Below are 12,475 nucleotides of genomic sequence, written 5' to 3'. Positions count from 1 at the left end.
GAATCAGCCTGAAAACTGGCGGCCTGAGCCCGGTGGCGTACCGGACTCAGGCAGAAAAAACACAAGAATAGAGGTGTCCAGGAAACGGGGTTCAGTGCAGATAGCCCCCTTTACACGTTCACGGGTGACCTAGGTTACAGAGAAGCAGCGAACGTATGGTGAACGGAACCACCACAGCATCCGCATGTTTCCCTCCCCCTAATGCTCACCCAACCGCCATCTCCCTGAGCTGCGTCTTCAGCTTATGATACTCATCAATCACATACTGCTCCGCAGCCTGCTGGTCGGCGATCGGCTCCACGCGCACGGCGCAATACTTATACTCCGGCGTTTTGGTAATCGGACTCAGGTTCTCCGTCACCAGCTCGTTACAGGCACCAATCCACCACTGGTAGGTCATATACACCGCACCTTTGTTCGGTCGATCGCTCACCTGCGCGCGGGTGATGACCTTCCCTTTACGCGAGGTGACCCACACCAGCGCCTCATCTTCAATGCCGAGACGCTCCGCGTCGGCAGTGTTGATCTGCGCATAGCCCGGCTCGTCGGCCAGCGCTGCCAGCGCGGCACAGTTACCGGTCATCGAGCGGCAGGAGTAGTGCCCCACTTCACGCACGGTCGAGAGCACCAGCGGATACTCCTCCGTCAGCTTGTCGATCGGCGCGACCCAGTCACAGGTATAGAGCTGCCCCAGCCCGTTCGGGGTGGAGAACTCTTTTTCGAACAGGTAATCGGTCCCCTGATCGGCCTCTGACTCGTCACGACACGGCCACTGGATATAGCCCAGCTCGCCCATCTTCTCGTAGGTGGCGCCGTAGAAATCCGGACACAGATGACGCAGCTCGTCCCAGATCTCCTGGGTATTGCTGTAGTGCATCGGGTAGCCCATCCGCGTGGCGATTTCGCTGATGATCTGCCAGTCCGTTTTCAGATCCCACTTCGGCTCGACCGCTTTAAAGAAGCGCTGGAACCCACGGTCGGCGGCGGTGTAGACCCCTTCGTGCTCACCCCAGGAGGTGGACGGCAGGATCACATCGGCGGCGGCAGCGGTCTTGGTCATAAAGATGTCCTGCACGATAACCAGTTCCAGCTCCTCAAACGCCTTACGCACCGCAGAGAGCTCGGCGTCCGTCTGGAGCGGATCTTCCCCCATGATGTACGCGGCGCGCACTTCGCCGTGGGCCACCCGGTGAGGCAGTTCGCTGATGCGATACCCGGTATGGGCAGGCAGCGAGTCAACGCCCCAGGCTTTGGCAAACTTGGCCCGGTTTTCCGGTTTATTGATGTACTGATAGCCCGGATAGGTATCCGGCAGTGCACCCATGTCGCACGCGCCCTGCACGTTGTTCTGGCCGCGCACCGGGTTAACCCCTGCGGACGGCTTGCCGAGGTTGCCGGTCAGAAGCGCCAGGCTGGTGAGCGAGCGCACGGTTTCCACCCCCTGATAGAACTGGGTCACGCCCATTCCCCAGAGGATCGCCGCGTTTTCTGCCGCCGCGTACATCCGCGCCGCCTGGCGGATGTACGCGGCGCTGACCCCGGTGACCGCCTCAACGGACTCCGGCGTATAGCCTTCGACGATTTTGCGATACTCCTCGAAGCCCTCGGTACGTGCCGCCACAAACGCGCGGTCGTACAGCTGTTCTTCAATAATCACGTGCCCCATCGCATTAAGCAGCGCGATGTTGGAGCCGTTTTTCAGGGCCAGATGCATATCCGCAATGCGCGCAGTTTCAATTTTGCGCGGATCGCAGACGATAATCTTCGCCCCGTTGCGTTTGGCTTTGATCACGCGGTTCGCCACGATAGGGTGCGAATCCGCCGGGTTGTAGCCAAAAATAAAGACCATATCGGCATTCTCAATACCGACAATGGAGTTACTCATTGCGCCGTTACCGACCGACTGGTGCAGACCTGCAACCGATGGGCCGTGTCAGACGCGCGCGCAGCAGTCGACGTTATTGGTGCCGACTGCCGCGCGGGCAAATTTTTGCATGATGTAGTTGGTTTCATTCCCGGTGCCGCGCGATGACCCGGTGGTCATGATCGCGTCCGGGCCGTGCTCGGCCTTAATGGCGCTGAGCTTGCCGGCAACGTAGTCCAGCGCTTCGTCCCAGGAGACGGCTTTCAGCTTGCCGCCGCGCTCGCGACGGATCATTGGCGATTTCAGGCGCGGGGTGAGGATTTTGGTGTCGTTGATAAAATCCCAGCCGTAATACCCTTTCAGGCAGAGATCGCCCTGGTTGGTTTTACCCTGTGCTGCCTCAGCCTTGACGACTTTGCCGTTATTGACCACCAGGTTGATTTTGCAACCCGATGCGCAATAGGGGCAAACCGTGACGACTTTCTTCATCGGTGTTACTCCGTTGGTAATATGTCCCCAGCGCTATGCATTAACTATGCCAGCCTGAAATATTAAATTAAGCCATTGAAAAATAGTGGGATAAATGAAGGTGAGAGGTCCGTTCGTCAAAAGTGTCATGACGAACGGACAGGGATGACGTTAGCGGACGACCAGGGCGTCGTAGCCTTTAAAGCGGTAGTTAATCAGGGAGATGAGCCAGCAGGCGACAAACAGCCCGACCACGATAAACCCGGCGTTGCCCAGGTTGTCGTTCAGCGCCGCGACGCCGTTCCACAGGCCGCCCTCCAGACCCAGCTTATCCGCCAGCAGACCCAGCGCCTCCAGCCCGCCGATAAACAGCGCCACCACCACCGAGGTGCCGGTGATGGTCATGTTGTAGTAGAGCTTGCGCTGCGGCTTGTTGAACGCCCAGCCGTACGCGCCCACCATAATCAGGTTGTCGAGGGTGTCGATCATCGCCATGCCGCTGGTGAACAGCAGCGGGAAGACCATAATCGCCCACACCGACATGCCGCTGGAGGCACCGGCGGCGGAGATCCCCAGCACGCCGATCTCGGTGGCAGTATCAAACCCGAGGCCGAACAGGAAGCCCACCAGATACATGTGCCAGCTGCGGGTGACCAGGCGGAACGCCGAGCGGAACAGCCAGTTCATCACCCCGCCCTGCGCAAACGACACCGCATCCGGCACGCTTTCGCCGCGCTTCATTTTGTTAAAGCTGCCCCAGACGTCGCGCAGGATCACCAGGTTCACCAGCGCCATCGCCAGCAGGAAGAAAGCCGAGACCGCCGTCCCGATGGTGCCGCCGGTTTCGTGGAACCACTCCATATTGCGGCTGAACGCCGTGGCGGTGGCGGCGATGGCAATGGAGGCCAGCACCACAATCGTCGAGTGCCCCAGCGAGAACCAGGCCCCCACGCCGCAGGGGCGTTTGCCCTGCTGCATCATCTTGCGGGTGACGTTATCAATGGCGGCGATGTGGTCGGCGTCCACCGCGTGTCGCAGCCCGTAGCACCAGGCGAGCAGGCTGGCCGCCAGCAGCGACGGCGTGGCGTGAAAGAGGTAAAAGGCCAGCGCCCAGGCCAGAATGTTGGTTGCGATTAACGCCAGCATCAGCGCCATGGCTTTTGGATGGTTATTGAAATATTTCATGTACATAGTCAGATCCAGATTCAAGAAAAAATCGCGGCGGCAATCACTGCCTGCCCAAATGCCACCGCCCCGTCACCGGCGGGAAGCCGCCAGGGAAACAGCACGGTAAAATCGCTCAGCCAGAACTGCAGACGTTCCCGCAGCAGGCGGTTGTGCAGCACGCCTCCGCTGCACACAATGGTGGAGAGCTGACGCTGCCGGGCATGTTCGCCCGCAAGCGTCGCCAGCCCTTTAGCCAGCGCGTCGTGAAAAGCCCACGCCCGCTCAGCGTCAGACGCCTGCCAGCTCAGCCACTGCCGCCAGAAGGTGACCATATCCAGCTCGCCGTCGCGCACCGGCATCGTAACCGGATGGCTCTGCGGCGCGGCGCAGAGAGCCAGCGCCTCCAGCCGACAGGCAGCCTCCCCTTCATAACTCATCTGTTCCGGGGCGCAGTTCAGCGCCGCTGCCACGGCGTCGAACAACCGCCCGGCAGAGGAGGCCAGCGGCGCGTTGATCCCGCGTTCGATGGCCCGGGCCAGCGGCTGCCAGGGTTTATTCTCCAGCAGTTCAGCCTGTGGCAGAGTCGGCCACTCCGGCACAAACGCCTGCCACTGAGCCAGCAGGTTGCGCCACGGCTGGCGCGCGGCCAGATCCCCGCCGGGCAGCGCCACCGCAGGCAGTCCGCCCAGCTTTTCGCAGGTGCGGTAGTTCACCCGCAGGCACTCCCCGCCCCACAGCGCGCCGTTTTCGCCCTGGCCGATGCCGTCCAGTACCAGGGCAATCACATCTCCGCCGTCGCGCGGCCAGCCGTGCTCCGCCATGCAGGCCGCGGCGTGGGCGTGGTGATGCAGCACGCGATGCTGCGGACAGGGCATCGCCTCCCCCAGTTGCGTGGAGCGATACCCGGGATGAGCGTCGGTCACCACCCGCTCGGGGGTAAACTGCCAGACCTCCTGGATAGCGGTCAGGGCCTGCTGCCACTGGGCCTGCGCGTCGTCATCATGCAGATCCCCCAGATGCTGGCTCAGCACCGCCTGCCCGCCGCGCACCAGGCAGAAGGTATTTTTGCGATCCGCCCCGAGACAGAGCAGCGACGGCGCATGCTCAAAACCGGGCGGCAGCGGCAGCGCGTCCGGCACAAAGCCCCTGGCACGGCGCAGCATTTCGCCGCTGGCGCGCATCACCGAGTCGTCCATGCGCTGGACGATATCGCGGTTGTGCAGCAGCCAGCCGTCGGCGATCCCGGCCAGATCGCGCAGGGCTTTGGCGTTGGTCAACGCTGGCGGACAGCCGTTGAGGTTGCCGGAGGTCATCACCAGGGGGCGATCGAGATCATGCATCAGCAGGTGCTGGAGCGGGTTGGCGGCCAGCATCACCCCCACCTCGTTAAGGCCGGGGGCGATGGCCTCGCAAAACAGCGTGTGTTTAGCCACCAGCACCACCGGTGCGGCCGGGGAGCGCAGCAGGGCCTGCACGTCAGCAGGCAGCCACACCGCCAGACGCTCGGGGATCATCACCGCCAGCGGTTTGGTCGGGCGGCGTTTGCGCTCGCGCAGGGTATTCACCGCCGCAGGGTTTTGCGCATCGCAGGCCAGATGAAAACCACCCAGCCCTTTTATCGCCACGATCCCGCCCTGTTTCAGCATTGTCACAGCGGCCTGCAGGGCGGGCTCCCGCTCCTCTCGCGCCTCGCCGCTCAGCCAGCTCATCTGCGGCCCGCAGTCCGGACAGGCCACCGGCTGGGCGTGAAAGCGCCGGTCGGCGGGGTTGCGGTACTCCGCCTCGCAGGCCGGACAGAGCGCAAACGCCGCCATGGTGGTGGCCGGGCGGTCGTAGGGCATCGCCCGGATAATGGTGAAGCGCGGCCCGCAGTGGGTGCAGTTGATAAACGGGTAGCGGTAGCGGCGCTCGCGCGGATCGTTCATCTCGGCCAGACACGCGGGGCAGGTGGCAGCATCCGGCACCACCTGGGTGGTCATCTGGCCGTGGGCGCTGGCACGAATGGTGAAATCCACCGGGCGCTGCGCCCAGCGCCAGGGCTGCTGGCTGATGTCGTCGATGCGCGCCAGTGGCGGACATCCGGCGGCAAGCTGGCGGATAAAAGCCTGCGCCTCACCGAAGAGGCGCACCTCCACCCCTGCCCCGTCGTTGCAGACGTCGCCCTTAAGCCCCAGCTGCTGCGCCACCTGCCAGACCCAGGGGCGGAATCCCACCCCCTGGACTTTGCCGCGAATGCGCACCAGCGTGCCGTTTGTACTCATTGATTAACTCTCTACCGCCTCACGCAGGCGTGATTTCATGTCGTGATAGGTGGTCTGGGCGTAATTTTCCGCCCAGGGCTGATCGGCGATGGCGTCGATTTTGACCGCGCAGTATTTGGTTTCCGGCGTTTTCGAAATGGGATCAAGGTTGTCCTGGGTCAGCTCGTTACAGGCCCCAATCCACCACTGATAGGTCATGTAGACCGCGCCCTGATTGATGCGCTCGTTGACGTCCGCCCGGCTGATCACCTTCCCGCGACGGGAGCTGACCCACACCAGTTGGCGATCCTGAATACCCAGTGTTGCCGCATCCTGCGGGTTCATCTGCACAAAGCCCGGCTCATCCGCCAGGGCCTGCAGCGCGGCGCAGTTACCGGTCATGGAGCGACAGGAGTAGTGACCCACCTCGCGCACGGTGCAGAGCACCAGCGGATAGTCGGCGTCCGGCATTTCCGCAGGTTTGCGCCACGGGGCGGCAAACAGCTGGCCTTTGCCGTTCGGCGTGTCGAAGCGGTTGCCCTCGTAGAGCCACGGCGTGCCCGGATGGTCGAGCGTCGGGCAAGGCCACTGGACGTGCCCCATGTCGCCCATTTTGTCGTACGTCACGCCGTAGAACAGCGGGCAGAGCTCGCGCATCTCGTCCCAGATCTGCTGGTTGTCGCGATAGTGCATCGGGTAGCCCATCTCTGTCGCGATCAGGCTGACGATCTCCCAGTCGCGCTTCACGTCGTACTTTGGCTCGACGGCTTTTTCGAAGCGCTGGAAGCCGCGGTCGGCGCAGGTAAAGACCCCGCCGTGTTCGCCCCAGGAGGTGGCGGGCAGCAGCACGTCCGCCGCCTCGGCGGTTTTGGTCATGAAGATGTCCTGCACCACCACAAAATCGAGGGCGGCAAAGCCTTTGCGCACCAGGCCCAGGTCCGCCTCGGTCTGGAGCGGATCTTCCCCCATGATGTAATAGGCTTTCACCTTCCCTTCCAGCGCGAGGTGCGGCACTTCGGTGATGCGCACGCCCACCTGGTCATCCATCCGCGCAGGATCGACGCCCCACGCCCGGGCAAACTTCTCGCGCACCTGCGGGTCGGTCACGTCCTGATAGCCGGGGAACTGGTTGGGAATGACGCCCATGTCGCAGGCCCCCTGGACGTTATTCTGGCCGCGCACCGGGCCGACGCCCACGTGTTCGCGCCCGAGGTTGCCGGTGAGCAGCGCCAGGGTCGAGAGCCCTTTCACCACGTCCACCGCCTGACCAAACTGGGTGACACCCATCCCCCACATCACGGTGGCGGACGGTGCGGCGGCATAAATGCGCATCGCATCGCGGATTTGCCGGGCACTGACGCCGGTGATGCTTTCGACATTTTCCGGAGCGTAGTCGCGCACCGTTTCACGCAGCGTTTCCAGCCCGTCGGTATAGCGCGCCACGTAGTCGCTGTTGTAGAGGTTCTCCTCCAGCAGCGTATAGATGAAGGCGTTGACCAGCGCCATGTTGCAGCCGTTGTTGATCTGCAGATGGCGGTCGGCGATGCGCGCCGTCTCGATTTTGCGCGGATCGCAGACGATCACCTTCGCGCCGTTCTGTTTGGCTTTGATCACCCGGCGGGCGACGATGGGGTGCGAGTCGGCGCAGTTGTAGCCGAAGATCAGCAGGCATTTTGAGTGTTCGATATCGCTGATGGAGTTGCTCATCGCCCCGTTGCCGAGCGTCTCCTGCAGCCCGGCAACGCTCGGCCCGTGGCACACCCGGGCGCAGCAGTCGACGTTGTTGGTGTTAAGCACCCCACGGGCAAACTTCTGCATCACGTAGTTGGTTTCGTTCCCCGTTCCGCGCGACGAGCCGGTGGTCATGATGGCGCGCGGGCCATACTTCGCCTTGATCTCCCCCAGACGCCGGGCGGTGTAGCGAATGGCCTCATCCCAGGAGACCGGCTCAAACTTGCCGCCCTTCTGGTAGCGGATCATCGGCTGCGTCAGGCGCGGCGTCAGGATGCGGGTGTCGTTGAGGAAGTCCCAGCCGTAATAGCCCTTCAGGCACAGCTGATTCTGGTTAGTGACGCCCTCTGCCGCTTCGGCACGGACGATTTTATTGTTCTCAACGACGAGTTTTAATTTGCAGCCCGCACCGCAGTAAGGGCAAACGCTGGTGATTTTTTTCATCAGTAACAGACCTGCTAAAAGTGAAAAGAAAGCAATGCTTACAGCATCATGGAAGAGACATTGTCCAGAGCCGCCCGACAGCGTTTCTCCAGGCTCAGCTGCTCAAGTTTTTTTCTGTCGATGCAGACAATGGCGTTGGTCGGACAGGCCTGCACGCACGCCGGGCCGTCCGGCTGGTGATGGCAGAGATCGCATTTGTTGGCTTCGGCTTTTTCCGACATCACGTTCAGCCCGCTGCCGATACTGCGGACAACCGGCCGCAGCACCACTTCCATCGCGCCGTAAGGACAGGCGACCACGCAGGTTTTGCAGCCGATGCAGCGCTCCTGGTGGACGTGAACAAAATCGTTATCGCGGGTGATCGCCCCATTCGGGCAGACGGTGGCACAGGGGGCATCTTCACACTGGCGGCACATGGTGGCGGTGGAGACGTTGACGCCTTTGATGACGTGAATGCGCGGCAGGAAGTTCTGCGGGGTCAGCGACGCGCAGTCCTGGGTGTCGTGGTGGGAAACAACGCAGGCCACCTCACAGGTACGACAGCCGATGCATTTGCTGGCATCGGCAATGATAAAGCGATTCATCCTTTAACTCCGGCAATGATTATAAACGCGGGAAGGTATGCATAAATCGCGCCAGAATTTAGTTTGTTGAATTTAAAGGGGTTTTGTTTGATGGCGAGGTGTCGTCGTCATAAGTGACGATGACAGGAGTGACGTTAGGGTAGTGAACGACCATTCTGTGATAATACAAAGCTATTCACTCACTTATTTTCGCGAATAAATAAGCACGCTTACGATTATTATAATTACCCAGGATATAGGTTCGTTTCGCCATAACAGCGAAGCGGTGATAGTAACGTATTATTTATCAGAACTGTCTTTAAACTTTTATCTTATTGTTTTTAACCTGGCCAAATTAATAATCAATTATTATCGGGGGTTTCCTCAAATATCTTCCTGGAAAAGTTCACATCTGTTATTGGATCGCTGGATAGTTATTGAAGGCTGTTGCTTTTTGACTTTATTAATTTAGCCAGGGACGCGTCGCGATATAACAAGAGAAGCTAAGTGCATATGTTATTTAGCAAATCCAGGCGTGTAATGCGGGCTGCGCATTTCCATGCCTTGTCATAATCATTATTGAGAGTAATGAACATGAACAATGTCAAAAAGCATGACCTTAAATATCTCCTCCAGCAAAACGCGATAACACAAGCGTATTTCGACGGCGCCAACGCCAATATACTCAGCCAGGTGCCAGTCAGTACGAGCCCCCCGGATGTTGGATTCAGTAATCTGGTCACACGACAGGACAAGCCTGATACGACAGATCATAGCTTCCAGCGCCTGTTTGCTCCCTCCTATAAAGCGGAATACACCGGGACAGCGTCGCCGCCGTCAAAGATTATCCCTGACCAGACCGCCACCCTCTTATCCACGGTTGAAGTGAAAAAAGCGGCCGACCCCGTTATCCTGGCGAGCCAGAAATCCTCGGCGGACGACGATGATGCCGGGGGCGACGGCGAAGACGATGTTGCCGGCGACGGTGCCTTCCCGCTCACTGCCAGCGACGTCGCCAGCCTGAAGGAGCTCGTCAACGGGCGTGAAGGCGGTGAAGACAACGATGCCCTCGGGATCCGCGATCTCGAAGGCACCGGCAATAACCGTACTCACCTTGACTATGGTTCAGCCGATCAACCGTTTATACGACTCACCGACGCGCACTACGGCGCTTACAACGAGACGACGCACAACCGCGACATCAACCCCCTGTTCGCCGGGCTGGATCCGCGTGCCATCAGCGATGCCCTTGGCACCCAGGAAGCAGAGCTTTCCGGCAACGCCGCCAACGTGAACAGCCTGTTCACAGCCTTCGGTCAGTACTTCGATCACGGTCTCGATTTCCTCGCCAAGGGCGGGAACGGAACCATCCAGATTGGCGCGCCGGGCTCGGTGCCCAATCCCGCCGACCTGACGCGCGGCACCGTTGACAGCATTGATGCCAACGGCATCCCGCAGCATCTCAATAAGACCTCGCCATTCGCTGACCAGAACCAGACTTACGGCTCGAACGAGCTCGTCGGCCAGTTCCTGCGCGAAGGCGACGGGCTGGGCGGGTTTACGGGCAAGCTGCTGGAGGGCGGACTGGATCCCTCCAATCCGAACTTTAAGCTGCTGCCTACGCTGAGAGAACTGATCCTGCATCACTGGAACAACAACACGCTGTTCTCCGACACCTCGCTGCCGGGGGATCACAACGCCACCTTCCGGGAGTACTACGCCGGACTGGTCGACAGCAATGGCGCGATCAACCAGTCGATGCTCCCTGCCATGACCGCTAATTTCATGGGAAGCGGCTTTGCGCTGCTGCTCGACACCAACCCCTTTATCAACCTGCTCGACCACTACGTGGCGGGTGACGGACGGGCGAACGAGAACATCGCCCTCACTGCGGTGCACAACATCTGGGCGCGGAACCACAACTTCCACGTCAACGGACTGCTCGAGGCCGGATTTGTGGGAACCGCGGAAGAGCTGTTCCAGGCGGCCAAGATCATCAACGAGGCGGAATATCAGCGCGTTATTTACACCGACTTTGCCGACAAGCTGCTGGGCGGCATGAGAGGCGAAGGCGATCACGGCTTCGTCGAGTACAACCCGGAAACGGATGCCCGCGTCTCGCACGAGTTTGCGGTGGCCGCTTACCGGTTCGGTCATTCGCTAATCGGCCAGACGCTGACGGTGCTCGACGCGCAGGGCAATGCCACGGAGGTCCCGCTGTTTGACGCGTTCCTCAACCCGACCAACGACACCAGCGCGTTCAAATTCCCTGCATCGCAACTGCCCTACTCTCCAAAACCAGGCTATGAGCAACTGGGTGCCGCCGGGATCATCGCCGGAGGTGTTGTCCAGGCGGCGGAAGAGGTCGACGTCAATATCGTCGACGCTGTGCGAAACGACCTGGTGCGTATGAGTGCTGACGTGTTCGCCTTCGACGTCGCCCGCGAGTGGGACGTTGGTCTGGGTTCGATGAACCAGATCCGCGCCGACCTGCTGGCCTCCCGCGATCCCTACGTGAAGGAGGCGGTCAGCTTTGCCGGCGATCTCACGCCATACAGTTCATGGGAGGACTTCCAGGCCCGGAACAACCTCAGCGACACCGTCATTGCGCAGTTCAAACAGGCCTATCCGGACCTCGTGCTGGAGGATTCACAGATTGCCGGTTTCCTGGCGGCCAACCCTGGCTATCAGTTTGTTAACGGCAACACCGTCAAGGGCATCGACAGGGTGGACCTGTTCGTGGGCGGACTCGCCGAGAAGCACATCAATGGCGGCGTGGTGGGCCAGACCTTCTGGGTCATTATCCACGAGCAACTTGACCGCATCCAGGAAGGTGACCGGCTCTACTATATCGACCGCGTGGAGCATCTGGACTTCTACGACGTCCTCGAGGAGCAGGGCTTTGCCGCCATCGTGGCACGCAACACCGGCCTGACCAATCTTCCCGAGGACATCTTCGGGACCAGCCAGCTCGGTAAACCGCCGGTTGTTGCCAACAACAACCTCGTCCTCAACGGCGGGAGCGGCAACGACATCCTCAATGGCGGGATCGGTCACGACGTTCTGAACGGTGGGGCCGGTAACGACACGCTGAACGGCGGGGCCGGCAACGATAGCCTCAACGGCGGCAGCGGTAATGACACCCTTGATGGAGGTGACGGTGCCGACATCCTTCAGGGCGGGACCGGTAACGATAAGCTGACAGGCGGAGCGGGCAACGACAGGCTCGAGGGTGGCGCAGGTGCCGATACCATGGCAGGCGGTGCCGGAGACGATATTTATCTGGTTGATAATGCGAAGGATGTCGTCAAGGAAGATCTCAATAGCGGGACCAATGATGTTGTCCAGACCACCCTCAACAATTACACGCTCACCACCAGCGTTGAAACCCTGGTGTTCACCGGGACAGGCGCTTTCACCGGCAGAGGGAATGCCACTGCCAACACCATCACCGGTGGCAGCGGCAATGACTCGCTGTATGGCATGGGAGGAAACGACCAGTTGAACGGCGGCGCGGGAAATGACGCCCTGGATGGGGGTGACGGCGCCGATAACCTTCAGGGCGGAGCGGGTAACGATAAGCTGACAGGCGGAGCGGGTAACGACAGGCTCGAGGGCGGCCAGGGTGACGATACTCTGAACGGCGGTGCCGGAAATGACACCTTCGTATTTAGCGCAGGCTTCGGGCGAGACCGCATTACCGGCGGCTTCGACAGCAATCCCAGCGGTGGGCAGGACTATCTCGACCTGAGCGCGTTGGGCATTAGCGCGGCGAACTTTGCCAGCAGCGTCAGTATTGCCGGGGGAGCCGGGAACAGCACCCTGATTACCCTCGGCAACCCGGCTAATGGCAATATCATTACGCTGGAGAACGTAAAGGCTAACACCGTCGATATGCATGATTTTGTGCTGATCGGATAAGGGGAAGGTTAAGGCGCGCCAGCACAGGCCAACAGAGCTAGAGGTTTGTAGTTTTGTTAGTAGGCTTGTGCTGGCGG

6 protein-coding genes are annotated in these 12,475 nt (G+C 60.6%); 1 reads left to right on the top strand and 5 read right to left on the bottom strand.

Annotated elements, in window-relative coordinates; translation table 11 throughout:
• Positions 1-205 precede the first annotated feature (205 nt).
• The 5 genes from fdhF (K5I40_RS13520) to hydN form a co-directional block, all read right to left on the bottom strand.
• Positions 206-2,353: a formate dehydrogenase subunit alpha gene (gene fdhF, locus K5I40_RS13520; RefSeq protein ID WP_223074743.1), complete on the bottom strand. Its 2,148-nt coding sequence runs from the start codon at positions 2,351-2,353 to the stop codon at positions 206-208.
• A gap of 150 nt (positions 2,354-2,503) precedes the next feature.
• Positions 2,504-3,517, bottom strand: a complete 1,014-nt coding sequence (locus K5I40_RS13515; RefSeq protein WP_375540640.1) for a HoxN/HupN/NixA family nickel/cobalt transporter — start codon at positions 3,515-3,517, stop codon at positions 2,504-2,506.
• 20 nt (positions 3,518-3,537) lie between these two features.
• Positions 3,538-5,760, bottom strand: coding sequence for a carbamoyltransferase HypF (gene hypF / locus K5I40_RS13510; RefSeq protein WP_223074742.1), 2,223 nt, complete (start codon positions 5,758-5,760; stop codon positions 3,538-3,540).
• 3 nt (positions 5,761-5,763) lie between these two features.
• Positions 5,764-7,914, bottom strand: a complete 2,151-nt coding sequence (fdhF, locus tag K5I40_RS13505; protein ID WP_223074741.1) for a formate dehydrogenase subunit alpha — start codon at positions 7,912-7,914, stop codon at positions 5,764-5,766.
• A gap of 38 nt (positions 7,915-7,952) precedes the next feature.
• The gene (gene hydN / locus K5I40_RS13500) at positions 7,953-8,498 is read right to left on the bottom strand and encodes an electron transport protein HydN (protein ID WP_223074740.1); all 546 of its coding nucleotides are present in this window, start codon (positions 8,496-8,498) and stop codon (positions 7,953-7,955) included.
• Between the two features lie 573 nt (positions 8,499-9,071).
• Here hydN and K5I40_RS13495 point away from each other — a divergent pair.
• Positions 9,072-12,398 carry a peroxidase family protein gene (locus K5I40_RS13495; RefSeq protein ID WP_223074739.1) on the top strand — a complete coding sequence of 1,109 codons (3,327 nt, stop codon included), beginning with the start codon at positions 9,072-9,074 and terminating at the stop codon, positions 12,396-12,398.
• Positions 12,399-12,475 lie beyond the last annotated feature (77 nt).

The sequence above is a fragment of the Leclercia sp. LTM14 genome, from assembly GCF_023736175.1.
Classification (GTDB): domain Bacteria; phylum Pseudomonadota; class Gammaproteobacteria; order Enterobacterales; family Enterobacteriaceae; genus Enterobacter; species Enterobacter barmai.
Note: the sequence above shows the minus strand (reverse complement) of the source record. Positions and strands in the feature narration are given on the sequence as shown.

Excerpts from the sequence above, each read along its gene's own strand:
- fdhF (WP_223074741.1), bottom strand. The coding sequence starts at position 7,914 with ATGAAAAAAATCACCAGCGTTTGCCCTTACTGCGGTGCGGGCTGCAAA.
- K5I40_RS13495 (WP_223074739.1), top strand. The coding sequence starts at position 9,072 with ATGAACAATGTCAAAAAGCATGACCTTAAATATCTCCTCCAGCAAAAC.
- hydN (WP_223074740.1), bottom strand. The coding sequence starts at position 8,498 with ATGAATCGCTTTATCATTGCCGATGCCAGCAAATGCATCGGCTGTCGT.
- K5I40_RS13515 (WP_375540640.1), bottom strand. The coding sequence starts at position 3,517 with ATGAAATATTTCAATAACCATCCAAAAGCCATGGCGCTGATGCTGGCG.
- hypF (WP_223074742.1), bottom strand. The coding sequence starts at position 5,760 with ATGAGTACAAACGGCACGCTGGTGCGCATTCGCGGCAAAGTCCAGGGG.